The 24,720-nt window shown below is 45.4% G+C and carries 28 protein-coding genes; 3 read left to right on the plus strand and 25 right to left on the minus strand.

The features are described 5' to 3' along the window. Positions 1 to 59: 59 nt before the first annotated feature. The 5 genes from MHI52_RS23540 to MHI52_RS23560 form a co-directional block, all read right to left on the minus strand. Positions 60 to 404, minus strand: coding sequence for a hypothetical protein (locus MHI52_RS23540; protein WP_405157741.1), 345 nt, complete (start codon positions 402 to 404; stop codon positions 60 to 62). Between the two features lie 136 nt (positions 405 to 540). Further along, positions 541 to 1,062, minus strand: coding sequence for a cysteine hydrolase family protein (locus MHI52_RS23545; protein WP_405157742.1), 522 nt, complete (start codon positions 1,060 to 1,062; stop codon positions 541 to 543). A 30-nt stretch (positions 1,063 to 1,092) separates the two neighbouring features. Beyond that, on the minus strand, positions 1,093 to 1,515 hold the full coding sequence (locus tag MHI52_RS23550; protein WP_405157743.1) for a hypothetical protein: 423 nt from the start codon (positions 1,513 to 1,515) through the stop codon (positions 1,093 to 1,095). 41 nt (positions 1,516 to 1,556) lie between these two features. Then, the gene (locus tag MHI52_RS23555) at positions 1,557 to 2,102 is read right to left on the minus strand and encodes a GrpB family protein (RefSeq protein ID WP_036674436.1); all 546 of its coding nucleotides are present in this window, start codon (positions 2,100 to 2,102) and stop codon (positions 1,557 to 1,559) included. Between the two features lie 207 nt (positions 2,103 to 2,309). Then, positions 2,310 to 3,800: a glycoside hydrolase family 43 protein gene (locus MHI52_RS23560; RefSeq protein ID WP_405157744.1), complete on the minus strand. Its 1,491-nt coding sequence runs from the start codon at positions 3,798 to 3,800 to the stop codon at positions 2,310 to 2,312. Positions 3,801 to 3,980: 180 nt separating this feature from the next. Here MHI52_RS23560 and MHI52_RS23565 point away from each other — a divergent pair, with 180 nt between their 5' ends. Beyond that, positions 3,981 to 4,886 (plus strand): ArsR family transcriptional regulator, encoded by a 906-nt coding sequence (locus tag MHI52_RS23565; protein WP_340984435.1) that lies wholly within the window; start codon positions 3,981 to 3,983, stop codon positions 4,884 to 4,886. A 67-nt stretch (positions 4,887 to 4,953) separates the two neighbouring features. Here MHI52_RS23565 and MHI52_RS23570 read toward each other — a convergent pair whose 3' ends face one another. The 14 genes from MHI52_RS23570 to MHI52_RS23635 all read right to left on the minus strand — a co-directional run bounded on the left by MHI52_RS23570 (position 4,954) and on the right by MHI52_RS23635 (position 13,894). Beyond that, entirely contained in the window at positions 4,954 to 5,481 is a 528-nt protein-coding gene (locus MHI52_RS23570; RefSeq protein ID WP_405157745.1) for a DinB family protein, read from the minus strand. Between the two features lie 17 nt (positions 5,482 to 5,498). Further along, positions 5,499 to 5,957, minus strand: a complete 459-nt coding sequence (locus MHI52_RS23575) for an NUDIX pyrophosphatase (protein WP_405157746.1) — start codon at positions 5,955 to 5,957, stop codon at positions 5,499 to 5,501. Positions 5,958 to 5,972: 15 nt separating this feature from the next. After that, positions 5,973 to 6,122, minus strand: coding sequence for a hypothetical protein (locus MHI52_RS23580; RefSeq protein WP_164783341.1), 150 nt, complete (start codon positions 6,120 to 6,122; stop codon positions 5,973 to 5,975). Between the two features lie 34 nt (positions 6,123 to 6,156). Continuing rightward, complete coding sequence (locus tag MHI52_RS23585; protein WP_405157747.1) at positions 6,157 to 6,906, minus strand: metallophosphoesterase family protein; 750 nt, start codon at positions 6,904 to 6,906, stop codon at positions 6,157 to 6,159. Continuing rightward, entirely contained in the window at positions 6,903 to 7,847 is a 945-nt protein-coding gene (locus MHI52_RS23590; RefSeq protein ID WP_405157748.1) for a GNAT family N-acetyltransferase, read from the minus strand. The genes MHI52_RS23585 and MHI52_RS23590 overlap by 4 nt, the downstream gene beginning before the upstream one ends. 76 nt (positions 7,848 to 7,923) lie before the next feature. Next, positions 7,924 to 8,271, minus strand: coding sequence for a hypothetical protein (locus tag MHI52_RS23595; protein ID WP_405157749.1), 348 nt, complete (start codon positions 8,269 to 8,271; stop codon positions 7,924 to 7,926). Beyond that, on the minus strand, positions 8,268 to 8,897 hold the full coding sequence (locus MHI52_RS23600; RefSeq protein WP_405157750.1) for a hypothetical protein: 630 nt from the start codon (positions 8,895 to 8,897) through the stop codon (positions 8,268 to 8,270). The genes MHI52_RS23595 and MHI52_RS23600 overlap by 4 nt, the downstream gene beginning before the upstream one ends. Positions 8,898 to 8,936: 39 nt before the next feature. Further along, positions 8,937 to 9,524: a DUF1361 domain-containing protein gene (locus MHI52_RS23605; protein WP_405157751.1), complete on the minus strand. Its 588-nt coding sequence runs from the start codon at positions 9,522 to 9,524 to the stop codon at positions 8,937 to 8,939. Positions 9,525 to 9,679: 155 nt separating this feature from the next. Further along, complete coding sequence (locus MHI52_RS23610; protein WP_405157752.1) at positions 9,680 to 10,108, minus strand: GNAT family N-acetyltransferase; 429 nt, start codon at positions 10,106 to 10,108, stop codon at positions 9,680 to 9,682. A gap of 17 nt (positions 10,109 to 10,125) precedes the next feature. Next, positions 10,126 to 10,581, minus strand: a complete 456-nt coding sequence (locus MHI52_RS23615) for a GNAT family N-acetyltransferase (protein ID WP_405157753.1) — start codon at positions 10,579 to 10,581, stop codon at positions 10,126 to 10,128. Between the two features lie 26 nt (positions 10,582 to 10,607). Continuing rightward, positions 10,608 to 11,018, minus strand: coding sequence for a GNAT family N-acetyltransferase (locus MHI52_RS23620; RefSeq protein WP_405157754.1), 411 nt, complete (start codon positions 11,016 to 11,018; stop codon positions 10,608 to 10,610). Between the two features lie 128 nt (positions 11,019 to 11,146). Then, positions 11,147 to 12,373 carry an amidohydrolase gene (locus tag MHI52_RS23625; RefSeq protein WP_405159419.1) on the minus strand — a complete coding sequence of 409 codons (1,227 nt, stop codon included), beginning with the start codon at positions 12,371 to 12,373 and terminating at the stop codon, positions 11,147 to 11,149. 219 nt (positions 12,374 to 12,592) lie between these two features. Further along, positions 12,593 to 13,147: a methylated-DNA--[protein]-cysteine S-methyltransferase gene (locus tag MHI52_RS23630; protein ID WP_405157755.1), complete on the minus strand. Its 555-nt coding sequence runs from the start codon at positions 13,145 to 13,147 to the stop codon at positions 12,593 to 12,595. A gap of 42 nt (positions 13,148 to 13,189) precedes the next feature. Beyond that, positions 13,190 to 13,894, minus strand: a complete 705-nt coding sequence (locus tag MHI52_RS23635) for a DNA alkylation repair protein (RefSeq protein WP_047844001.1) — start codon at positions 13,892 to 13,894, stop codon at positions 13,190 to 13,192. A 190-nt stretch (positions 13,895 to 14,084) separates the two neighbouring features. Here MHI52_RS23635 and mgtE point away from each other — a divergent pair, with 190 nt between their 5' ends. Then, the gene (gene mgtE, locus MHI52_RS23640) at positions 14,085 to 15,455 is read left to right on the plus strand and encodes a magnesium transporter (RefSeq protein WP_051447459.1); all 1,371 of its coding nucleotides are present in this window, start codon (positions 14,085 to 14,087) and stop codon (positions 15,453 to 15,455) included. Positions 15,456 to 15,524: 69 nt separating this feature from the next. On the opposite strand, the gene mmsB is transcribed toward mgtE, so the two are convergent. From mmsB to MHI52_RS23670, 6 genes are all read right to left on the minus strand, one after another. Continuing rightward, the gene (gene mmsB, locus MHI52_RS23645) at positions 15,525 to 16,688 is read right to left on the minus strand and encodes a multiple monosaccharide ABC transporter permease (RefSeq protein ID WP_036674453.1); all 1,164 of its coding nucleotides are present in this window, start codon (positions 16,686 to 16,688) and stop codon (positions 15,525 to 15,527) included. Then, positions 16,657 to 18,222 carry a multiple monosaccharide ABC transporter ATP-binding protein gene (gene mmsA, locus MHI52_RS23650; protein ID WP_405157756.1) on the minus strand — a complete coding sequence of 522 codons (1,566 nt, stop codon included), beginning with the start codon at positions 18,220 to 18,222 and terminating at the stop codon, positions 16,657 to 16,659. Before mmsA ends, mmsB begins: the two co-directional genes overlap by 32 nt. Before the next feature lie 21 nt (positions 18,223 to 18,243). Next, entirely contained in the window at positions 18,244 to 19,329 is a 1,086-nt protein-coding gene (gene chvE / locus MHI52_RS23655) for a multiple monosaccharide ABC transporter substrate-binding protein (RefSeq protein WP_036617106.1), read from the minus strand. A 317-nt stretch (positions 19,330 to 19,646) separates the two neighbouring features. Then, positions 19,647 to 20,945, minus strand: a complete 1,299-nt coding sequence (locus MHI52_RS23660; RefSeq protein ID WP_405159420.1) for a response regulator — start codon at positions 20,943 to 20,945, stop codon at positions 19,647 to 19,649. 8 nt (positions 20,946 to 20,953) lie between these two features. Beyond that, complete coding sequence (locus tag MHI52_RS23665) at positions 20,954 to 22,822, minus strand: sensor histidine kinase (RefSeq protein ID WP_405157757.1); 1,869 nt, start codon at positions 22,820 to 22,822, stop codon at positions 20,954 to 20,956. 91 nt (positions 22,823 to 22,913) lie between these two features. Beyond that, positions 22,914 to 23,921: a substrate-binding domain-containing protein gene (locus tag MHI52_RS23670; protein ID WP_076252891.1), complete on the minus strand. Its 1,008-nt coding sequence runs from the start codon at positions 23,919 to 23,921 to the stop codon at positions 22,914 to 22,916. Positions 23,922 to 24,127: 206 nt separating this feature from the next. Between MHI52_RS23670 and MHI52_RS23675 the strand changes: the two genes are divergently transcribed. Beyond that, on the plus strand, positions 24,128 to 24,709 hold the full coding sequence (locus MHI52_RS23675; protein ID WP_405157758.1) for a LysE family translocator: 582 nt from the start codon (positions 24,128 to 24,130) through the stop codon (positions 24,707 to 24,709). Positions 24,710 to 24,720: the final 11 nt, after the last annotated feature.

Raw genomic sequence — 24,720 nt, forward strand, 5'->3', positions numbered from 1 at the left:
ACAGCAAGCCAGGCTGATAGATTCATTATTCTTTTGTTAATCGTCAATACATCTCCCCCTTATTCAACACTAACGGTATCTTCACCAAAATACGTCCCTTCCAACTTTTGATCCAAAAAGTCTCTTAAGTCCTTTTGATCAAGTATATATTTCGAATCTCTATTAAATCTGCTTTTTGTGGATACAATAATCTGTTTCCGATTGTATTGAATCGTAACTTTAGCGTTATGCTTTAATTTCAAAGCAATTCCCGCACTAATACTTCCTGTGACATCATCTACTGGTATTTTGGCTGATTCCGGGGCTGCATTCAGCCAGCCGACTATACGGCTAATGTCTTCTTTACTTAACGTAACATTGTCAATGCTAACGTGTGCTCCACCGTCGCCTGTCCTGGTGTACACGACTATGCTCATCTCTGTGCTTATCACTTGATTTCTCGAAATCGCTTATTTGGATCAGGATTACTCGTGATTAGAAAATACAGAAACATGATTGCCGCACCTATGAAAAACCAGAATCGCCTACGTTTTCCTAGCATTACAGCGCATTCTCCGTATCCACCACGTTGGCAAACAGTCTCAGTACCGTATTGTGATGTGCAATAATCTGCTCCGCTTGAAGCGTCTTTGAATTCCATGTGCTGTGCGCATCTTGAACCAGTTTGACCGTGTATCCCAGACTGAACGCTCTGCGGCAAGTCGTGTCTACACATACCTCGGTCTGCATTCCCGTAAGGACTAACTCCTTCACGCCATTATCTTGCAATTTCAGATGCAGATTGGTTTCGTGAAACGAATCCGGTGTCTCTTTTTCGATAACGAGGTCACCAGCTATAGGTGCAATGGACGGATGGATGTCCCACCCCAGTGTTCCTCGTTCCAGTGGACCGCCTGGCCCTTCACAGTGTTGGATATATATGATGGAATGGCCTGCTTCACGGGCCCTGGAAATTAACACCTGGATCTTCTGAAGCAATCGTTCCCCTTGATATACGGGATCTGCTTCATCAAACATCGCTACCTGTACGTCAATGATTAGAAGTGCACAATGCGTTGCCATTTTGCTTTCCTCCTGACAAATCAATTTAATTCAGCTCTTTTTTCTTTGCTTTTTTAACAAAACTTCCAATCCCATATCAATCAGTACAAATAGGATAGCGGCAAGAACGCCAAATAAGGTCAGAACTAACGTCTCTTTGAAATCCAAGATTGCTTCTCCTGCGCCCATGACCAGATAATAGATGTACATGCCCAAAACTCCAGCACATGCATAGCCTAATATCCTCGTACTTAGATACAACACATGATTAGGGAATTGTATTCGGCTGAGCAGATAGTCTAGCAATATCGATAAAGGTAGCCCGATCAACAGGATCAAGGGAGTCGCGTATATCAGATAAATAAGAATGTAAAAATCAAAACTGTAGGTTTCATTCATCGATATGAGACTTGCAGCCAAAGTAAAACAAATGATGGTTAGAACGGTTGTCATCAGCTTTCTTCCCATGTTCATCTCATCACTCCAATACAGTTATCTCTATTCATTGGATGTGCTCATGCGTCAGATTTTGCCGGCTGCCATCCGATTTCTTGAGACCAACGATGTGCTCTCTGTAATATGCTCCACACCATTGGTCCTTTTCCTTCAACATATTTGGGACGCTGATCTTTATACAATGACATGAGTCTGTGCTTTTCTTCTGCATATTTCAAACAATCTTCTGGATGCTCCCTTAAATAGTCTCTGAACAGCAAGGTCATCTGCTCGGAGAAACTGCCTACTTGTCTAACGTGTATATGTATCCTTCTGTTTCCGGGTTCTTCACGAAAGTAACGTTTAGTCTTATCTGGATTTTCTGCTCTGAATACAAATCCGACTGTTTCAATCTCATGTTTGTAGTCCAACAGATTCTCATAATTAGAAACAGATATTTGTATATCTATGATGGGTTTGGCATCTATTCCAACAATTGAAGTGGACCCAACATGGTCAATCCGCACGGCCTTTTTTCCTAACGCTTCTCTTAATTTCGAACCCGTTTCGAGAAACAAATCACGCCATGCCGGATCATACTTTGCAATTCTCCATTGATCCTCCATACAACTCCTCCTTGGTTATTCAATCAAGCTATATAATTAAATAACACGTTCTTTTAACCTTTTGTTACATGTAGATTATTTAGTGATGCCATATAGATAACAGGAGCTTTTTCCAAGTTTAAATCTTTATTGGCATTTATTAATATATCTATATTTTTACACAAATTAAAAAAAAGAGAAGGACCCTTAGGCCCTCCCCTTAACTTCTTAATGATAATCACACTTGAAATTTGTAAACTCAGCTGAAGTATCTTGCCCACTCGCGTATAACCCAATAAGTACACCTGTAAAACCTCCTGCCACCTCCGAGGATAGGTATCTCGTCTGTGCTGTGCCCAGCAGAATCTCTTCACCATCTGTTTGAAACAGGAAACTGTAGCGTTCCTGGCTTGAGCGGATCACCAGCGTTGCATGCTGTTTATTTCCCAGATCCACTTCATGTTCTCTCGATTTGATATCACCGATATTTAGACGCTCGATCACCTTATAGCCGTCCTGCTCCTGACGAATAGCCACTTCATAATGATGATTCTCATCCATGTAGATCGTGATCCCGGCTTCTCCACTCGTCAGACTAACATCGACAGAAATCGTAGCATTAAAGTCTTTTTGACGTAACCCAATGAACGTTGGGGATGCCGGAACGTCCAGCGTTACATCGGTTCCTGTTAGCGTAAGCTTATCTGATTCAAGCTGATAATGCTCTGTATTTGGATGACGAAGGTAACACCAGTCGAGGTTCCAGTCTGTATTTGCAAACGTATAATTCTTCTTATCCTGCTGGATCACCGTATCTGGGATACGATTGGTCTCAAAACTCGTCAGCGTTGTTCCTTCATGCCCGGCTGTAAACCATCCGTCTTCGCCAAACGTAATTGGAGTCAGAAATACTTCTCGACCCAAATGATGGTACGTAGCCCATCTGCCGATCTGTCGAAATCCCAAGTGAAAGAGCCACCAGTTCCCCAGATCATCCTGAACTATATCACCATGCCCCACACCCTGGACCTCATACCCGCCCAGATTGCGATTGGTTAGAACTGGATTGTGCGCATAGGCTTCGAACGGTCCTGAAGAAGAAGTTCCCCGAGCATACGTAACCATGTGACCATACTCGGTGCCGCCTTCAGCTGCAAGCAGGTAATAATAACCGTTCATTTTATAGAGATGCGGACTTTCCAGATATCGTCCACCCGTTCCGTTCCATATCGAACGACTCGGGGTCAGTTTGCGGCCAGTTTCAATCTCAAGCTCACACTGGACAATTCCGCCAACGCCTTCATCATCCACGCCATTACTCATAAACAATGTTTTTCCATCTTCAAAATACAAATCGGGATCAATTCCGCCTTGATCCACATAGATAGGCTCAGACCATTCTCCGTAGATATTATCCGTCCAGACATAGAAATTCTGATGCGTCGTATCGTTGGTTGTAACCATATAAAAACGCCCGTTATTGTGCCTGATGGTTGGGGCAAATACACCCCCGGAGCTGTTCACCGTCTCTAGCTGAATCTGGCTTTTACGAGTCAGGCAGTGACCAATCTGTTTCCAATTCAGCAGATCCTTGCTTTCAAAGAGCGGTACGCACGGAAAATATTGAAAAGAACTGCACACCATATAGTATGTATCGTGCACCTTAATCACACTAGGGTCTGGATAAAAACCTTTCACAACAGGGTTATTGTATTTCATTACTCCACTCCATCTCTTATTATAAAATTCACAAATATAAGAATTCAACTTCGTAACAACTACAAAAATTAAACACCATCGGGTGTAAACTTGCAATGAATCTGAATTGCATCTTGGAGTTAACTTTATTAAATTAATATATATGTGATTTTAGAAGATTGAGGATAGGGAGTTGTACAGATGATCAAAGCAAATGGGGAGCCCCAGTTCCTTCCTTTATATGAGGCGCTGGCAAGTGAAGTCAGATGGAGAATCATGGATATGATTGCAGATCGCGAAATGAATGTGAAGGATATTGCGGCAGTATTAGAGCTTAGCCCCTCCATTGTCACGATGCATATTCGCAAACTAGAGGATGCGGGTCTAATTGGTAGCAGAAGAGTTCGGATCAACGGAGGGACGCACAAATTATGTTACCTCAAACAAAATCAGATTGAGATCGAGCTGCCGTCCGCAAGCCAAACTTCACGAACCAGAGAACAGACGATAGCCGTGGGACACTACACTGCTTTTGATATCCACCCTACCTGTGGGCTAGGAACACTTGAGAAAGAGATCGGCGTATGGGATGATCCGCGTTACTTCCTTGATCCCGAGCGTGTTCACGCCGCTATCTTGTGGTTTGGGAAGGGCTATGTTGAATATAAAACACCTAACTTTGTACTACCGGATCAGACCACCGATGCTATTGAAATTTCGATGGAACTAGCCTCTGAAGCTCCGGGATTGCGAGATCATTGGCCTTCGGATATTCGTTTCACCTTCAATGGCGTTTCTCTCGGAACGTGGACAAGCCCTGCCGACTTTGGCAGAGCAGCACGCGGCAAATATACACCAGAATGGTGGCATCGTAATGTGAATCAGTATGGATTATTAAAGACCATTCGTATTGATGGTTCCGGTACCTATATGGATGGTGAGCGGATGTCAGACATTACTCTCAAAGATGTCAAACTAGGCGAACCGTTCTGGACGCTACGTTTCACGGTTGACGAAGAAAGCCCCAACGTAGGGGGATTAACGATCTATGGTGCCGGTTTTGGTAACCATGATCAGGATATTGTTATACGTGTACTTCAGATCTGAAGTAACCGCTGAGGGGAGGTGGTGATATCATCAGATCTGGCATTTAGAAAAATAACCTGTCTATGTGTTAGCAATCATTCTGTGTTTGGAACCACTTTCTTAGCTGATTAATTTGAGCTTGATGATAACGGTTATGGTCAGCCATATGCCATAATCCCCAACGTACCGTAGCTTGTTTTTCGTTCTGATGTCCAAAAGTAACTACTCGATCTAGGTCAGCATCTGCTACTTGTGTGCATGTTTCTTTCAGAAGGGTTAATACACCCTCATATTGAGAGATAAGTGTGTCACGTGACACATCTTGAACCAGCGGAAGTCTATTATTTTCATCAGTCATGGGACCATATTGCTCTATTAATGACTGCGGAAGGACAACTCCCTTTATTCTATAAACCCAATTCATATCAACAAACATAATATGTCGTATTAATTGAGCTGTACTATTAAACTGGTTCTTTTCCCCTTTGTAATCTACCTCTTCTTGCGACATACCTTCTGTAATTGATTTAAGTCTTTGGCTATTTTCTGTTACAGCAGAAAATAACATCCCCACAACTGGTGACATGTTGGCTTCACCTTGTAGATCGTAAATCATAGCATCCCTCCACATGTCTATTTCGATGACTCTCTGATCAGTCTTTGATGCAATTCCCAAATCGCTACTCTATTACTATCCCATTTAAGTATTTCACGAGCTTCTTCATAAGTCACCCATTTATATTCTGAGTGCTCATTGGATAAAGACAGATCCATTTCATCCAGTTCTACTCCAAAGCAATACTCAGGAATAACAAATGTATCAGGTCCCCACATAAAATAACCAACCACATCTACCACGGAGTGAGTCGATCTTGAATTAAGGCTCCTGTATTGACTATTTAAGGGGATTCCCGCCTCTTCAAATGCTTCTCTCATAGCTGCTTCTAATGGTTTTTCTTCATCTTCCCCTCCCCCAGCTATGCCCTGCCAGTAACCTTCTCTTGATCTTCGAAAGATAGCGTATGCATAATCATTTGAATCTTTCAACCTGATATAAGGAAAAACTAATATTTGAAATGGTGCTCGAGACACAAGTATCCCCCCTCTCTACCCTCGTTCTTTCAACAGTTCCTTAATTTCCCTTAACTCTGATAATATTTCTTTGGTGTGCTGGCTATTTTTGGAGTTATCTATTCCAACTTTCACAACATAAATACCGAGGAACAGATACACTACCAACATAATGATCATTCCCATGTATATCTCTCCTTTCCAAAATAGCAGCACATTGCTATGAACGTTTACTGCCGTCTATATCCTCTCTCTCCAACTGATTCCCATGGAATGCCTTCAAAATAAAAGCCCGATCCGGAACGTTCAACCGTTCATACGATTGAAGATACTCCATGTTGTCATATGGAACGCCAATGAATTTCACGTCCACTTTGCCCTCTTGGAGATCCACAATGCCATATCTAGCTATGGCAAGATCGTTACAGCCTAGAGCGCCCGGATTCATATATACTCTTTGATCTGTCTTATAATAATGAAGAATATGATAATGACCAAAACAAACCAAATCATGGGCCGTTCCCTGATATCTTGCATCCAATTTGGTCCTGGATGGTTCTTTATCGATGACATCCAACTTGTCGTTGTTCATATGATAGTGAGTCAAAAGGAACCGATGTCCTTCTACCTCTTTTTCAACGAATTTCGGTAGAGCTTGAATTTTCTTGATCGATTCTGCACTCAAATGCCGACCAATCCATTCGTGATGCTCGGCCATGCCTTTGTGCCCTTCTAATGGACCCTTATTTTGAAGCAAACTCAATACGGCCTCTTCGTGATTCCCTGAAATTGCTATCATATTTTCGCGGCTGTACAACATCTCGATCACTTCATTGGAGTACAGGCCAATACCGATCATATCCCCCAAACAAAATGTATGTTCAATGTCTTCTCTGGAATCAATATCAGCTAATACCGCTTGCAGTGCAGGAACATTCCCATGAATATCGGTTAAGATGGCAACCTTCATTGTGATTCCTCCTCAGGAATATACATCGTCTGAATCTCCTGTACACCCGGAATAAAGCCCAGATTCAGATATACGGACTCCGCATCATTTCCTTGCATCACATACAATCGTAGAACGGGATATTGACCCTTAAGTTCATTTAATGCTCTCTGTAACATCAGTGTAGCAAGCCCTCTTCCTCTATATGCCGGACGAACACCTATGCTATACACAGCAGCCTGGTTATCTTGCAAGCACAAGCGACAATTTGCAATAAGCTGTCCCGTTTCCTTGTCATATACAAGCGTGGACGCTTCGGTCAGAATTTCATTGGTATAATTAGGGTCATCACTTGGTATAAAATCTGCAAGGGAGGTTTTATTTCTTCGTGTAGCTTCAAGACTTCCTGCAAAACTCTCCAGGTCACATTGAGCAATTTCATCTTCATTCACATATTTTTTGGTGCCGGTTTCACTTTCAATAATTTCTGGACTCTTCACAGTTACCCTGCTGTCCCATTCGATTTCAAAATGATCTGTTGGGCGCTGCATCCAGCGACATCTGAACTCCACTGGCCAGAATCCTGCTCTTGCATATAGATCAACTTGGTCTGGAAGAATCTCAAAGGTCAGAATGCGTTTGCTGCGATCCGACCACTGTAATAATTTATGCTTCAGAAGTTTCAATACCTCAAAGCACTGCTGGAATGGCGGGATAAAAAACAAATGATACATCCGGTTAGGCTCCATTCTCACGCCACCTATTTTGCTTTCCCCTTTGTAAATCCAGTACGCACTGATCTTGGAAGAACTAAACTCTTCTTCTCTGAAAAATCCGACATAACGCATATCATAATAAACCGTGCAATATAATCCCCATTCAGCAAAATCAGCTTTGCGAATCGAATATTCATCCGACAGATCATATTGAAGAATATCTGTAGACCACTCGGTTAAACCCATATGTAATTCCTCCTCAGTTTTAATTAAATGGCAAGCAATCAAATCATTTTTCTATACGCCACCCCGTGAATATGAATTAACACATGCTGTGTCTCCATACGTTCGAAGAAATCCAACATGTCCTTAAACGGATTCTCGAAATACGAAGACTACCAAGGAAAACCTCTAATGTCTGCCCTGTTTCTGTATTCTTGAACATACAGTGCTCGCCGTGAACATCAAAATACCAGTTTCCCGTTAATTCTTCTTCTCCGTGGATTACATCCGCATTGGTCAGCAAATGGTACGCACCTGCGAGAATTTCCGCCCGATCAGGTTGATCGGTTTCCAATATCAGTTGGTCGATCAATTGCCGCGCGATTCTTTGGTACATATCCATCACAGCCAATAATTCTTCCGTGATTTCTTGGGTTATCGCCTTCACACCTTCATATCCTTATCCGGGTATCCAATTTCTGCAATTTCACCTTCGATATCACTTAATTTCAGTTCATCATTTAATTGCTGTAGTAAGACCTCATCGATCGGCTTCATATCAAATACCTGTTCAACCAGTTTGATTTCCAACGCTATCTCGTAGTAATCCTGTGCCCAAGCATGATAATATTTCGCGCCGCCTACCAAAATCTCTAACAGTTCGTATTCATGATCCCTAAGCTTCGTGCCCGCAGCCCACCCTTCCTGATCCGCCACACTCCAAATACAGAACGTCGTCTGTTCCATTACAAATGCCGGCTCTACCACAAAAGTATTAAATGCTTCTGGAACGCTTTTTACCACCTCACTCCTATCAACCTTATGCTGAAGTGCATACTCTTTATCAAAGCCTTTAATAATCAGCCCATTCGGACTGAATATTGCAAAATAATGATCTCCTTGCCCATCTCTCATGGATGCCATTTGCTCATTCGTGTCCCACTGGGAATTATACGAGTAATACCTGTACTCCCATTCCGGCATCAAAATGGCATCCAACATAGCTGCCGCCTTTAGAATCTGTTTGCATTCACTAATGTGAGGAAGTTTATCGATAAAATTAAGATTACCCATCGTGTGATATTGCCTCCTTCACCCTTTCAAATGGAATAATTAGTTGCCCGACCTTGCGGCTAGCAAAGATACGATAACGTAGCCAAAAAGTTGAACCGTAAATACAATGGCGACAAACTCAACCATTATGCTGTTCGCTGCATTAAAATCATTCACAAGATCCACGAAGATCTTCCCAGGTCGGGATAATATATCCCACGAATTCCACCGATTAAATCTCCCAATGTAAACCCCTATACTGCTCAATAGCAAAATAACACCGACAACCATCATGCTAATGTACTTATTTATTAATTTGTTTAACATGCCATGGATTTGAATGATCGAACAAGTCGAGAGTAGCAATCCGATGATCGCTACGGCAAACGTCAGAGTGAGTCCATACCAAAAATCAATATTAACCCAAAATCTAACCTCCCCTTGAGCATCAAAATATCTGAATGAATGCAGAATCTCCGTAAAAAGGTAGGACGCATTGGGCAGAAAAAAGAGCCATACTCCACACATCAGCCCCATACATATCATGCTCGTTGTGGTTAATTTCTTATTAAATATGTATCTAATGCAGGATGAGATGATGAATGGTACCCATGCCAGGAACATGTCCCAACTTAAAAATTGATACATATTCCTATCTGTTTGGGCACGTAAATACATCACAACACCTAGACAACAAAAAGTAGCCACGAGCAAGGTAACGATGAGTCGGAGATCTTGAACCGGATGTTTGTTATCTTTCATTTCTTTGCTTCTACTTCCTTTTCCTTGATGAATGTTATAAGTTATAAATACTTTTTAAATGCCTTGCTGGATTCTCCGTTGTACCCCAATTTCGTATAAAAGTGATGTGCTTCGTTTCTGGATGATCCGCTCGTAAGAAACACCTTCACACAATTTTTCTGCACACATACATGCTCTATATGTTTCATCAATTCAGATCCATATCCCTTGCTCTGCACATGTTCCGTAATGATAAACCGCTCAACTACGCCGAATGGTCTATTTTCCACCAAAGCATCCAGACAAATATGTAAATGAGCCGTGCCGATCACCTGATCATCCATTTCATACACAAACAAGAAACTGTTTGGGTTATTCCGAACCTCTTCAATCCGTTCTGCCAGTACCTTCGTGTTTAAGTTGTTCGGCAATAATTCTTTATAAAGCCTTTCAATAACCGCTGCATCCCTAGCCTCTGCCTCTCTTATCATCAAGCTTCCCCTCCCTGTTACCTCACTTGATAACTTAAAATGATATCACCGTTGTCCTCGAATTCACCCGTGTCCTGAAATCCGCAACTTTTATACAGCGCATTTGCCGCAATGTTATGCGGAACATGGGATACCCTGATTTGCTGGCAGTCACTTCTCTCTTGCAACATACGAACCACTTCTTGAATAGCAAGTTTGCCGTAACCCTTCCCCTGGTGCTTCTCGTCAATCATGAAGCGCAAAATCCAGTAATACCCGTCATTGTATATCTCGTTATCAAATAAAATAAAACCAACCATCTGATCCTCTGCCAAAATGCCGTATGGTTTGGACGTAATCTCCTTCGTCGCATGAATCAATGAATCCGCATTGCTAGCTACCAAATCTAGCTGATCTTCCCGTGGTTTAAGGTGGATGCACTCGAGTTCATTTTCTTTGGTTATAGGTTGTAGGCTTACTTTTTTCACATCCACAATCATCTCTCCTTGCAGCTTATTTACTAGATTTTCTTGATCAATATAATCTCCAAAGGTTGTGTATCCAGCAATAGAGCCCCTGCATCAACATACCCCAGCTTTCGATAGAAATGTTGCGCATGTTCGTCTGATTGCGTTGAAGTCATCACCGTATCAAAGCCTTGTTGCTTCATTAGATTTTCCCAGTGATGTACCACTTTTTTTCCATATCCGCCGTTTCGATAGGGTTCATCAATCCAGATCATATTCATGAAGGGAAGGTTATCCCAAAAGTACCCGTACCTCATCCATCCAACTCTTGATCCCTCGTCCTCGTCCCATAGGATGAATATTTCTTTCTCACTAATCTTCGTTTTCACAAGTGGCTGATGGATATGCCGATCTCTTTCAATGATGTAGTCGTAGTCAGCTTCCGTTGCATACTTAATCTTCATTTGTAATACTCCCTTCATTAACTACGTCCATCATAACCCAAAATGTGGTATATGCGAACAGTTCTTTCCTCTTTTTCTCCCATGCCAAAAAACCACGGTTTCCCGTGGCTGCACCCGCTCTATTTCCCTCAATCCGCTGTTGATCCACTGACCAATTGCCCCTTGTACCATACGGCCTGCCGCGCAGATCGCCGCGCAACGGCTTCCGCCGAACAACTCGCATGCACCAATACAAAACTCGCGGTGTCGCCTACCTTCGGCCAGACTTGTTCCCCTTGTGAATCCAGCGGTGTAATCCCGCCTGTTACCCATGCCAAAGATTGAGACAAGGACAGTTCGTCGCTATATCCGTACAGTTCTGCGAATCGTCCCGCTTTCTCAAGCATATCCCCATTGCCAAAAGGAGACCAATGATCCGTCAGGCTGTCTGTGGCCAGCTTCACGTTTACACCCATACGGTGGAGCATGGGAAGAGGCATCATCGTTCTGCCAATGGGCACCGTGGAAGCAATGCTCATCCCAAGCGAGGCCATTCGCTGCGCCATATCTTCTGCTTCCTGCTGCTCTGCGCGGGCGAACCAGAACGCATGACTGACCGTAACTTTACCCTGAAGTCCTGCTACTTCGGTCAGATTTGCGAGTTCCAACAGCGTTTGTTTGCCGGCCTGCCCACCATCATGCAGATGAATATCGATGCCCGCCTGGTGCTGAACAGCCAGTTCAACCATGGCGTTCAGTGATTTCTCGATCTGTTCGTCCACCGTATGAGGATCAAGTCCGCCCACATGCGTTGCACCTTCCTTCATCGCTTGGGCCATAAGCTCCACTGAATGGGAGCGAAGCAGTCCATGCTGCGGGAAAGCCACGATCTCCGAAGAGATTTTGCCCGAAAATGATTCCAGAGCCTGCCGCGTCGCTTCCAGTCTTTTCAAGCCACTGACGGGTTCAATATTGCAATGACTACGTACATGAGTGGAGCCGTACCCCTGGATCAAGGTCAGAATACTCTCCGCTTGACGCGTTGCATCTGGTAGCAACTTGGGCAACAGAACCTTTTCTTCTTCAATACGTTCGAAAATACTGGAGATACGCTTAACGGCTGTCCACGGCCCATCGTAGTAAGTTTTATCCAGATGAATATGTGCCTCCTCGAACGAAGGCAACAGCAGAAGTCCCTTGCCATCTACTTGTGGTAGATACCTAGATAACGGGTTGTTTCCTTCCACAATCTCCGCGATCACTCCATCTTTAATCCGCAGATGAGCGGGGCTTGTCCGTGTCCCCATCACCTGTTCTCCCTCCCGAACATAACTCCGCTCCACAGTCACGTTTGTTAACCAATAAGCCTGCTTCATCATGTCACCCCTCTTTTCTTACCCGGCATTACGTCCCCCGGATACCGATTGATCTATGATCCATGGTACCATACGGTTTCACAGGGCAAAAATACGTAAAACGTTGGTGTTCCATATGCGGAACGTTTGTATTACTCTACCTTAATACATGTAAAAAAACAGGCACAATACGTGCCTGCACCGTCCACTCACCTTAATCTTCTTGATTACGTGAGTCTATTAAAAATGAAACCGCGCATGCCCTCCATCGGTCACGCCTTCAATCTGTTCGATATCCAGTAGTCTGCGCTTCATCTCCAGGCCTCCACGGAACCCGGTCAGCTTGCGATTAGCCCCAATAATGCGGTGGCATGGTAACAGAACCGGAATTGGATTGGCCCCATTGGCAGCCCCAACTGCTCGCACAGCCGAAGGTCTGCCAATTGCAGCAGCTATATCACCATAGGTCCGAATTTCACCATAAGGCACACGCCCTAGCTCTCTCCATACCTCCTGTTGGAAGTTCGTTCCGATCAAGTCCAGTGGGATCGCATCTGTATAAGCCATGGATTCTCCTGCAAAATAGGACAGCAACCAGTCCATCATACCTGTTCGTTTCAGAGCATGTTCGTTCTCCTCCAGTTCCACGCCAGGTGCAACCTTCTGTATCCAGCCGTTCCAATCTTCCAATGTTTCGTTTGGCATGACCACTCGGCACAATCCCTGTTCCGTAGCGAGCAGCACCCATGAACGACCGTCCAACTGCATCGTGGTGTACATCAACTTTTTTCTCATTCGTTTACCGCCCTCTCCCTGGTGGAATGCTTAATGCTAGAACTAGGAGGTAATCTGCTTCTTCACCTTACGTTTCATACTACGGATCATCTGCTTGCTCTCTGGATCAACGCGATAAGATTCCGTGATTTTTTGAAGTGCCTTATTATACGTAAAATCGTCCAGGGTATTATGGTTCAGATAACGCATAGTCACCTCAGGTTGTTTCACATAAGCCATTGAGATGGCCCAAGCAACTGCCATTTTCACATAATACGCCTCGTGCCTAATCTGATCCAATGCGGATAGAACCTGATCGATATATCTCTCATTCAGATAAAAATTCAACAGCATTACCACACCAAACCGGATTTCATATTCCTGATCAGATCTCAGATAGGGTTGCAAGAACGCCCACATGGGCTCCGAATGAACCTTCGTATATTTCAGTCCCGCACAGAAGCTGTCACACACCGACCAGTTGTCAATCTTGGGTACAAATGTTTCAATAGCCTTTAACAGTTCGTCCAGATCAGCCTGTACATGTCCAATGACCATCGCTTGCAACATCACTTCTTCAAAATATTCATCCTCTGCCGTTTCCAGATACGTGCGCCAGTCCCCGGCGGCAAGCTGCTTGGCAATTTTTCGTAAGGCTGGTAACCTTACACCTAGTACATTCGTAATGTTGGGAATAAGTGCAGCCGAGAATTTCTGATACTCCGGCTCAACCATGCTGAGCAATTGTGTTCTGATATCTACTTCCACTAGCGCATGTCCTCCTCGTCTGTTGCTGTACAACAAGTATATCCTTGAAGCGGCTGTTTGTAAGCCCATATCGAATAGGTGAGCAAGATTACAATATTATTTTTGGCGCTCCCTTTTTCCCTTCGTTGTTTGACTTTCAACCCATTTCGTTTAAAAATATGAAGCTGACCGAATAGAAAGGAGTGTCGATATGAACGGACCTCATACCAAGAAAGATTTCTCCGTGGAGGAGATCACCGAACAACTCGTGCAACATGTACAATCCCGGAACCTTCCCGATTTCTATAAATTGGTGAAAGAACTACATCCCTACGACCTCTCACTTGTATATAAAAAGTTCCCTGAAGAAGAAACCAATCGGTTTCTGCTCCTGTTCAAACCCGATGCTCTGGCGGATCTCGCCGAGACCTTGAAGCTGCACGAACAGATTCAACTGTTTGAACGACTTGGGCCGGAACGAACGCTTGAAGTCATGCAGCAGATGGACAAAAGTGATCTGATCCGATTCATGCACGATTTGCCTGCCAAACGCAGAGAAGAATTGCTTTCCAACATGAACCTGGATCACTCTGCCATTATCCGATCCGTGCTTAATTACCCGCCGGAAACGGCAGGACGCATCATGACAGATCAATATCGGACCCTGCTCGCTCATGAGACAGCCAAGGAAGCCTTACGACAATCGCAAGGTACCATGCATATCTCAGCCTCCAGTTATCTCTATGTAACCGATAATGAAGGCAAACTGGTCGGTGTCGTGAGTTATCGATCCCTTGCCCTGGCTGACGATAAGACCCAGGTTGAAGAACTGATGACCCGGCGGGTGATCCATGCAACGGTAGATATGGACCAGGAAGAAGCAGCACAGCTTCTACAGCGTTATGAGTTTATTGCACTTCCGGTGGTGGATGAAAATCACAGGTTATGCGGTATCATTCAGATGGATGATGTCATCGATATTATTATGGATGAAGCAAGTGAAGATTTGGCCAAGATGGGGGGCGGCAGCAAGGATATCGACTTTGATACCAAACCACTCGTGGCCGTCAGACGCAGGCTTCCCTGGCTCATCTTGCTTCTATTGATTGGTCTAATCTCGGGAAGTATTGTTGATTTCTTTGAGGATACACTCAATCAGGTTGTGGCATTGGCATTTTTCATGCCGATGATTGCAGGTATGACCGGTAACACAGGAACGCAGTCTCTGGCTGTTGTGGTACGCGGACTGATCGGACGCAAACTCGACAAAGCCACCGTACTCGCACTGATTGGTCGGGAGATCAAGGTAGGCATAATGATCGGCTTGGTATGTGGATTACTGATCACCGTCATCGCTTATTTCTGGCAAGGGGACTGGCTACTGGGCGCCATTATTGGGGTATCTCTGTTCCTCACTCTTGTCATTGGTACACTGACCGGTACATGCATCCCGCTTCTGCTTAGTCGTTTCAAAGTCGACCCGGCTGTTGCCTCTGGCCCGTTAATCACCACATTGAATGATATCTTGTCCCTGTTTATCTATTTTGGCATCGCCACACGTTTCCTCGATGCCTTAATGTAACTAAGTTGTGCATACAGCAAAACAGACCTGATTCTGAGATCAAGGTCTGTTTTTTCATTTTACCAAGTGTTACGCTGATCTTTTATTTTTATTATAGATATCAAACGCTACAGCGAGCAGCAGTACCAATCCCTTAATCCCCTGTTGCCAGTCAATACCGAGACCAATCAGGGACATCCCGTTATTCAGCACACCCATAACCAAACCACCGATGATGGCACCAAATACCGTACCTATGCCCCCTGAAGCGGAAGCACCACCGATGAAGCAGGCCGCAATGGCATCCAGCTCGAAGTTGGTACCCGCTCTTGGCGTAGCTGCATTCAGACGTGCGGCGAAGATCAACCCGGATACCGCGGCAAGTGTACCCATGTTCACGAAAACCCAGAAGGTTACCTTTTTTGTTTTGACTCCGGACAGACCTGCGGCCTTCTCATTACCTCCAAGCGCATACACATGCCTTCCCATGACAGTACGATTCATAACGAAGGAGTACACAACGATCAGGACAAACAGCAGGACCAGGATATTCGGAATACCTGCATAACTTGCGAGTACAAACGTAAACAGATTTGTCACAACAGCCACCACAATCAACTTGAGCAAGAACAGTCCCTGTGACACGACTTCAAATCCATATTTTCGCTGGGAACGGCGTTCCCGCAATTCATTGACAATGTACCAGACAGTGAGCACAAGACCCACAATGATAGATACCAGACCAAAACCTGAGAATTGAATGTCCGCCAGGAAGCCAGAGCTTATTTTCTGGAATCCCCCCGGGAAAGGAGAGATCGATTGTCCCTCCAGCACGATCATCGTCAAGCCTCGGAACAGCAACATACCTGCCAGCGTCACGATAAATGCCGGAATTCGCACATAGGCGATCCAGAAGCCTTGCCATGCACCGATCAAAGCGCCAACCAGCAAGGAAGCGATGACTGCAAGCCAAGCCGGAAGCTGCCAATCAACCATCATAATCGCGGCAACGGCACCAACAAAAGCTGCAATGGAACCAACAGACAGGTCAATATGCCCGGTAATGATGACCAGCACCATTCCGATCGCCAGCACCAAAATGTAACTGTTCTGCAAAATCAAATTTGTAATATTAATCGGCTTGAGCAACAGCCCGCCTGTAAGTACCTCGAACAAAAGCATAATCACTACCAAGGCAATAATCATACCGTATTGACGGATATTATTTTTGAACAGTTTTGTTATCATTTCCATGCTTGCCGCCTCCAGACTTGGTCATATATCTCATCAACGTTTCCTGCGATGCTTGCTCCCGGCTGACTTCACCGGTGATTCGTCCGGCATTCATCACATAGATCCGGTCACACAGGCCAAGAACCTCCGGAAGCTCGGATGAGATTACCAGTACGCCCTTGCCTTCAGCAGCAAGCCGATGAATGATCGTATAGATTTCGAATTTCGCTCCCACATCAATACCTCGGGTAGGTTCATCCAGGATAAGAATATCTGGTCCGGCAAAAATCCATTTGCTGAGCACCACTTTTTGCTGGTTGCCTCCACTCAGATTACCGGTCTTCTGCAAAATACTTGGAGCTTTGATGTTCATGCTTTTCTTCATCTTTTCCGCTACCAGTACTTCTTCACGCTCGTTCACTACCGCGTTTCGCGTCAGCTTGCTCAGACCCGTCAAGGAAATATTGCGCTTGATGTCATCCATCAGAATGAGTCCGTATTCCTTGCGGTCTTCTGTCACATAAGCAAACCCATTCTGAATAGCCTCTGTGACGGTATTGTTGTGGATCGGTTTACCATTCTTAATGAGTTGACCCGAAATATTCCGGCCATAGGATTTGCCAAATATACTCATGGCAAGTTCGGTACGCCCAGCGCCCATCAGCCCGGCAATACCTACAATCTCACCACGTCTGATATTCATATGGATCTGATCCAGTACCTTCCGCTCGGCATAATGTTCGTGATATACCGTCCAGTCCTTTACCTCAAGGATAACTTCACCAATAGTCGCATGACGCTCCGGATAACGGCTAGTGAGATCACGTCCTACCATTCCGCTAATAATCCGGTCCTCCGTCACTTTGTCCTTCTTCATATCCAATGTCTCAATTGTCTTGCCATCCCGTAAAATAGTCACCGAATCGGATACCTTGGATACCTCATTCAGCTTGTGTGAGATCAGGATACAGGCGATACCCTGTTTCTTGAATTCCAGCATCAACTGCAGCAGATTTTCACTGTCGTCCTCGTTCAGCGCAGCGGTTGGCTCATCCAGAATAAGCAGCCGCACCTTTTTGGAGAGCGCTTTCGCAATTTCGACCAGTTGCTGCTTGCCTACCCCGATGCTGGATACCAGCGTGTTTGGATTTTCGCTCAGTCCCACCTTCGAGAGCAGTTCTCGTGTACCTACAAAAGTTTCCTTCCAGTTGACAATTCCTCTGCTGGCACGCTCATTGCCCAAATATATATTTTCCGCGATTGAAAGGTAGGGAATCAGGGCCAACTCCTGATGGATAATGACGATTCCCAGATCCTCGCTCTGCTTAATATCCTTGAACTCACAATTTTTGCCCTGAAATAAAATGTCGCCTTCATACGTGCCATGTGGATATACACCACTCAGTACCTTCATCAACGTAGATTTACCTGCGCCATTTTCACCACATATGGAATGAATTTCGCCTTCACGGACTTTCAGATTGACATTTTCCAGCGCTTTGACGCCAGGAAAGGTTTTGGTGATGTTTTTCATTTCCAGAATGATTCCGGCCATGGGATGTGCTCCTTTCATTTATTATTTCAGTCCGATTTCTTCCTTCGTGTAATACTGTGTACCAACGATATCCTGCTCCACATTTGTACGGTCCACCGAGATGGGATCCAAGAGATACGCCGGAACAACCTCAATTCCATTGTTATATGATGTTTCATCATTAACTTCCGCTTGTTTTCCTTGCAAAATACTATTGGCCATCTCTACCGTCTTCTCCGCCAGCTTCCGTGTATCCTTGAACACCGTCTGCGTCTGTTCCCCGGCCACAATTGACTTGATCGAGGCAAGTTCGGCATCCTGTCCCGTAATAACGGGTAGCGGCTTGTTCGAAGTACCGTAACCAATCCCTTTCAAGGATGAGATGATACCAATACTGATTCCATCATAAGGAGATAATACTGCATCCAGATTATCACCCGAGTAATACGCACTCAGCAGGTTATCCATCCGTGACTGGGCCAGTGCCCCGTCCCAGCGCAAGGTTGCAATCTGGGCCATCGTCATCTGCTTGCTCCGTACCACCAGTTTGCCGGAATCGATGTACGGCTTCAGCACAGACATCGCACCGTCGAAGAAGAAATAGGCGTTATTATCATCAGGAGAGCCACCAAACAGCTCAATGTTATACGGTCCTTTTCCATCCTTGAGTCCAAGCTTTTGTTCGATGTAGGAGGCTTGAAGCACACCCACCTTAAAATTGTCGAACGTGGCGTAATAGGTTAGATAGGGCGTATTACGAATGAGGCGATCATACGAGATCACTTGTATCCCTTCGTCATGCGCTTTCTTGATTACATCCGTTAATGTGTTGCCATCCACGGACGCGATGACCATCACATCCACACCTTTGGTGATCATGTTTTCAATCTGTGAAATCTGATTCTCGACCACATCCTCAGCATACTGAAGATCGGTTTTGTACCCCTGCTCCTGAAACAGACGGACCATGTTCTCCCCGTCTCCCACCCATCGTTCTGATGATTTGGTTGGCATCGATATACCGACATATCCCTTTTCTTTACTGCCTGGGCCACTCTCTGCCAGATTGCAGGCCGAAAGCATCAAAGTCATCACCAGAAGCCAGATGAGCATTGCTCCTTTTTTCATATGAAGTTCCCCTTTCCTCACGTCATACGGTTCTGAATGAGTTATAAGATAACGCTTACAATACATGTAGTGCATCCTGTTGCTTGCTGTTCCTGTCTGAGACTATGGTAGCATTGGAGATGCCGCAAGGTCTTTGCACGTTTTGAACCTTTTTTATAAAAATTTAACTTTTGATGGAAAGGCTTAAAGTACAAGTTTGATCCACGAGATACCATTCCAGAGTCAAAAAAAAGGACATGCTCCACTTCGCTTCACACGAAGTAGAACATATCCATCTCATTTATCACACGTCTGAATGAATAGCTGTAATACGATATTTAATTCACAGAAGGATGATAGGCTGTCCCCCCGTTCTTTCGATACTGCACTGGTGAAATGCCCATTGTTTTCTTAAATGCAGTGCTGAAATAATGCTGGGTATCATAACCTACACGCTCAGCTATGGTGTGAATCGGCAGTGTTGTTGAATCTAATAACTGTATAGCCTTGCGAATGCGAGCATGCGTGACAAGTGTGACGAAGGAATCATTCAGCTCTTTCTTCAGCACACGACTAAGATATACGGCAGATACTTGTAGACGGGAAGCAAGCGATTCCAGGGTCAATTCCCGCTCGGCATATTCTTCGTGAATAAGCTGTCTTGCCCGGCGAACCAGAGGCGACAACTGCACTTCACCGAATACCCGTTCACGGCAATGACGGTATGTATCCGGCGTTTCTTCCAGTGTCCCTGCATGTGTCTCCACATGAGCATGAATGGCAATATTCAGGCAAGAACTAATCTGTTGTTCCAGAAGGGACTCTATTTCTTCAGGGGCTTCCTGCCACAGACACATGCCGATCAACCCGCTTACGTCCCGAAACAGGACATGTGGCACGTCCCCCAGCAGTTCACTGATTATATTTTCCACTGCAAACAGAAACAACTGACGATCATTCTCTCTCAGTATCGTCTGACGAGCTTCAGCGGCAGGCCAGCGTACGACCCCGATCTGCACAGGTGGGACGGCGGGCAGCCGTAAAAACACAAGCTGCTCCGTCAGATCCCTCCCTTCAGCCTGCCCCTCCAGCCACTCCAGCATAAATCGCTGGCGAAGCAACGGGATATTACGTTCAATCTGATGAGCTGCCTGTTGTACATATGCCGTCCTCTGGTGCTCTTCAGTAAGTCGCTGATGTAATCGCTCAAGTGCAGCATATAATTGTTCTGCTTGCACAGGTTTTAAGATGTAATCCTCTACGCCAAGACGAACCGCCTCCTGCGCATATGCAAATTCATCATGTCCCGAGATGATCAGGTAACGACAGCCCGGGCACTTCTGCTGAAGGGCACGGATTAGTTCGATTCCGTTCAGGAATGGCATATTCATATCAACGAGAACAATATCCACACCCAGGTCAGCCGCCCGTTCCAGCGCTTCCTCGCCATCTTCCGCTTCACCTACAACCTCCATCCCGAGAGTTGCCCAGTCAATGGCATCCCGAATCCCCTCACGAATGATCGGTTCATCATCAGCGATGAGCACGCGGTATTTCTTCGCCACATCGCTATCCGGCGTAATCTCCATTACTGTAGTCAATACGGATGTCTCATCTGTTTCAGTGGAAGTTGTCACGGCCGATTTCATGAATTTTCCCATTCACTCTCCTGCCTCTCTTCGTTATTGATTTGCTTGGTTGGTGGGAGCTCTCGCATCAACGGATGAATAATGGTCACACTCGTTCCTTCCCCTTCCTGGCTATCCAGTTCAATACCGTACTCATCGCCAAAGGACAGCCGAAGACGGGCTTGCACGTTCAACATTCCATAACTTTTGCCTGTTATCCCCGGCGAAGACGCTTCCAAACTTGCCAAAGGAGCTTCGAGCAGATGCTGCATCTCGGCAAGCCGTTCGTTGGACATGCCTGCTCCATTATCCCGAACGGTCAGCAGTAGTCTGTTATGTTCCAATCTGGCCTCCACCCTAATGTGTCCCGGCCCACGCCTGCCCTTGATTCCATGATAGATTGCATTCTCTATTAGCGGCTGAAGCAGCAGCTTTAACACAAAAAGGTCCCGCATTTCCTCTGGAATATTCAATGTATACTGAAGACGATCGCGGTATCGTGTCTGCTGAATTTGCAGATAGCTGGTCATATGCTCAATCTCCGAATGCAGCGGAATGTAATCCTGTCCTTTACTAAGCCCTATGCGAAATAATCGAGATAACGCGCCAACCATGCCGGACACATCTTCTGCACCCTCTTTGCGTGCCATCCAATGAATCGTATCCAAGGTATTGTACAAAAAGTGTGGTTTGATATGCTCCTGCAAACTTCGCATTTCAGCGTCGCGCTTCTGCCGCTCCCGCAATTCATTTAGTGATATCAGTTGTCTAATCTGTGCCAGCATGCGGTTATAACTGTTGCCAAGCATGCCAATCTCATCAGCGCGATCGCTCCAGCGGCCTGGTCTGAGATTGCCGGTCTCCGCCCTGCGCATGTAGGACATGAGCCGGAAAATGGGCTGAGCAATAGAACGGGAGAACCATAAAGAGGCGCTCAGGCCAAACAAACAAACCACAAATACAAAGCTAACCACGTAAAACTGGATTTGGCGTACTTCGGATATCGAGTCTCTTGTGGGAAATACCCCTACCGTTCTCCAACCCGTAAAGGTAGACGACTGATACATGAATAATAACGTTCCACCTTCTGTATCGGCGGTAAACGTTCCACTCTCACCAGAGGGGAACCAGTCTGTGGGAATGTGTTCTATTAGCGGATGCTCAGGTTTGTATACACTTTGACCTTCTGCATCCGTCACCATCACATAACCGGATTTCCCCAAGGTTACATTACGGGCAGCCTGAGAGACGGACCTAAGTTTAAGATCAATCATAATAACGCCCCGCACACGTCCTGACGCTTCATCCGTTATGGAACGCGCAACCGATACAATCTCATCATCCTTGTACCGTACATGTGTTGTGAGATTACGCTCTTTCGGCTGACCCAACACCGTGAAGATGCCCGGATTGGCCGAAGCTTTTTGATACCAATTTTCCTGAATCAGGCTCTGTTCCGCTCGGGGATACATCTCGTTGCTAATATAGTCACCACTTGCACTGACGAGAACTATCCCGGCGATTTCAGGATACAACGTTGTGAATCCCTGCAAGGTTTGTTTGATGCCATATAACCGATTTTGCTCCGTTTCGGCATTGGTGTCCATGTTCATCGGTTCGATACCTGCTTCATCATTCAGTGGCATTTTGTCGTTCATAAAAGCATCAATATCCGGGTCAAATGCAATCAGATAGGTCATATTCTGCAAATTCTCCATTTTGCTGTTCAGAGCTTCATTCACTTTGCCAATCAGTTGCATGGTATGCCCTTCAACCTGTCGCTCAACTACGCGCTCCACCGTCCAGTTCACAAGCAACCCAAGTCCTACGGAAGGTACAATGGCGAATAACAGAAAAAGCAGCATCAGCTGGTACCGAAGGGGCATATTACGCAAGCGTAAACGCCGAATCCCGTTCCTGAAAGTGGAGAGAATCGCTCTCCTGCTCCAAGGCCTTGGACTCTTGAAATCCCCCTTGTTATTTGGCATAGTAATCATCCACATCCGAGCGTGTCACCACAGAGATCCCTGTGTCCACCATCACGGGAAGCGGTGCATTTTCACCGGATGAGGATGGGGCAGGAACCGTTAACTGGTGATGCAGATGGAACAGATATTGGAGTGACCAATATCCCATATTCCAGGTTCCCTGTGCAATTGTAGCTGAGATCGTACCGTTCTTGATCATATCCAATGTAGTCTTATTTGTATCAAACGAAATAATCTGCAATGGATGTCTGTCCCCGGCAGTTTGAACGGCTTCCCCCGCTCCTGCCCCTCCGGTAGCTTCAGTCACAAAAATTCCCGCCAGCTCGGGATGTTCCTTCATCATTCTGATTGTTTCGTCTCTGGATACCATCGCATCACCGTGTCCGTCTGCAACTTCAACAATCTGCATGGAAGGGTATCTCTCCTTGATCGTATCGCGGAAACCCTTCGTGCGCTCTTCATGATTTTGTTGTCCGGGCAAGGTTAATACCGCGACCTCTCCCTCACGACCCAGCAGTTCAGCCATTTTATCGGCAGCCATTACACCCGACTTGTAATTATCTGTCCCAAGAAAAGAATAGGCCTGGCTATCAGGTGCATCCGCGTCAAATAATACAACAGGGATATCTGCGTCGATTGCCTTGTTAATCGCTGGAACTAACGATTGAGGATCGATTGCAGATATAGCAATGCCTGCGGGCTTGCGAGCGATAGCCTGCTCGATTACCATGGTCTGCTCCTTCGCATCATACCGGGTAGCCCCGCGATATTCTACGGTCACGCCGAGTGCATCCGCGGCATCCTCGAAACCTTTGAGCGGGCTCTTCCAATACTCCAGCCCGGACTGGAATGTAATCATGATATACGTCTCTCCGATATCACCGCGCAACCCCCGGTCCTCCCAAGAACTGTTTACCTGACTGGTGTATTCAAACCTCAATACATACAACGCAAATGCTGAGATTAGCAAAATGTAAACAAGTAGCATTTTTTTCATTCCGTTCACTTCCTCAAGTCGTCTGATCACCTTGTACATCGTCTAAATTGTAAACGCAATCATTCAAAAAGAAAACTCCCCCGTATCTTTTAAAAGCAAGCTCCTGTTGCTAACGATGCACCCGCTGCAATAATGTACTATATGGTTTCTCCCTCTGGACGTATGATCATGGAACTAAACTACAACCAGAGGAGAGCATCATCCTTATGAATCTTGCATCTTTTTTAATCTACTGTATTGTCGTTACGTTCACCCCTGGCCCCAGCAATATCGTAATTCTTTCTTCCGTACAACAGGTTGGGGCGCGTCAAACGATGCAATATGTGTGGGGAGCTACGCTGGCATTTGGTCTGCTGCTTACCGCTTCAGCTTTTCTTAATCAGCTTCTTGCAGGAGTGTTACCCGGAATTCTGAAGGTGATGCAGATTGTCGGCGGCCTGTACATGGTGTATCTGGCGTACCAGATCTACAAGATGGGTACCACCGAGGATGCACCGAAACAAGTTACCGGATTCTGGAACGGTTTCATCATGCAATTTGTGAATCCAAAGGTGGTCTTGTTTACTTTCACGGTCATTCCAAGCTATGTATTGCCCTTTTATCAAAGTTCATTTTCTTCGTTCCTGTTCGTGCTGCTCATTACATTCATTGGTTTTCTGGCCTATTCCAGTTGGGTTGTTTTTGGCACGGTTTTCAAAACGTTGCTGAATCGCCACCAAAAATTACTGAGTATTCTCATGGCACTTTTTTTGTTATACTCAGCCATTATAGTATCCGGATTAATCTAAAGCTTGGGAGG

This window comes from Paenibacillus sp. FSL H8-0283 (assembly GCF_045040675.1).
GTDB lineage: Bacteria > Bacillota > Bacilli > Paenibacillales > Paenibacillaceae > Paenibacillus > Paenibacillus amylolyticus.

Bases quoted from the DNA above. Each gene is read 5' to 3' on its own strand.
- MHI52_RS23545 (WP_405157742.1), bottom strand. From the start codon at position 1,062: ATGGCAACGCATTGTGCACTTCTAATCATTGACGTACAGGTAGCGATG.
- MHI52_RS23550 (WP_405157743.1), bottom strand. From the start codon at position 1,515: ATGAACATGGGAAGAAAGCTGATGACAACCGTTCTAACCATCATTTGT.
- MHI52_RS23555 (WP_036674436.1), bottom strand. From the start codon at position 2,102: ATGGAGGATCAATGGAGAATTGCAAAGTATGATCCGGCATGGCGTGAT.
- MHI52_RS23560 (WP_405157744.1), bottom strand. From the start codon at position 3,800: ATGAAATACAATAACCCTGTTGTGAAAGGTTTTTATCCAGACCCTAGT.
- MHI52_RS23565 (WP_340984435.1), top strand. From the start codon at position 3,981: ATGATCAAAGCAAATGGGGAGCCCCAGTTCCTTCCTTTATATGAGGCG.
- MHI52_RS23570 (WP_405157745.1), bottom strand. From the start codon at position 5,481: ATGATTTACGATCTACAAGGTGAAGCCAACATGTCACCAGTTGTGGGG.
- MHI52_RS23580 (WP_164783341.1), bottom strand. From the start codon at position 6,122: ATGGGAATGATCATTATGTTGGTAGTGTATCTGTTCCTCGGTATTTAT.
- MHI52_RS23585 (WP_405157747.1), bottom strand. From the start codon at position 6,906: ATGAAGGTTGCCATCTTAACCGATATTCATGGGAATGTTCCTGCACTG.
- MHI52_RS23590 (WP_405157748.1), bottom strand. From the start codon at position 7,847: ATGGGTTTAACCGAGTGGTCTACAGATATTCTTCAATATGATCTGTCG.
- MHI52_RS23600 (WP_405157750.1), bottom strand. From the start codon at position 8,897: ATGGGTAATCTTAATTTTATCGATAAACTTCCTCACATTAGTGAATGC.
- MHI52_RS23605 (WP_405157751.1), bottom strand. From the start codon at position 9,524: ATGTATCAATTTTTAAGTTGGGACATGTTCCTGGCATGGGTACCATTC.
- MHI52_RS23610 (WP_405157752.1), bottom strand. From the start codon at position 10,108: ATGATAAGAGAGGCAGAGGCTAGGGATGCAGCGGTTATTGAAAGGCTT.
- MHI52_RS23620 (WP_405157754.1), bottom strand. From the start codon at position 11,018: ATGAAGATTAAGTATGCAACGGAAGCTGACTACGACTACATCATTGAA.
- MHI52_RS23625 (WP_405159419.1), bottom strand. From the start codon at position 12,373: ATGAAGCAGGCTTATTGGTTAACAAACGTGACTGTGGAGCGGAGTTAT.
- MHI52_RS23630 (WP_405157755.1), bottom strand. From the start codon at position 13,147: ATGAGAAAAAAGTTGATGTACACCACGATGCAGTTGGACGGTCGTTCA.
- mgtE (WP_051447459.1), top strand. From the start codon at position 14,085: ATGAACGGACCTCATACCAAGAAAGATTTCTCCGTGGAGGAGATCACC.
- mmsB (WP_036674453.1), bottom strand. From the start codon at position 16,688: ATGGAAATGATAACAAAACTGTTCAAAAATAATATCCGTCAATACGGT.
- mmsA (WP_405157756.1), bottom strand. From the start codon at position 18,222: ATGGCCGGAATCATTCTGGAAATGAAAAACATCACCAAAACCTTTCCT.
- chvE (WP_036617106.1), bottom strand. From the start codon at position 19,329: ATGAAAAAAGGAGCAATGCTCATCTGGCTTCTGGTGATGACTTTGATG.
- MHI52_RS23665 (WP_405157757.1), bottom strand. From the start codon at position 22,822: ATGCCCCTTCGGTACCAGCTGATGCTGCTTTTTCTGTTATTCGCCATT.
- MHI52_RS23670 (WP_076252891.1), bottom strand. From the start codon at position 23,921: ATGAAAAAAATGCTACTTGTTTACATTTTGCTAATCTCAGCATTTGCG.
- MHI52_RS23675 (WP_405157758.1), top strand. From the start codon at position 24,128: ATGAATCTTGCATCTTTTTTAATCTACTGTATTGTCGTTACGTTCACC.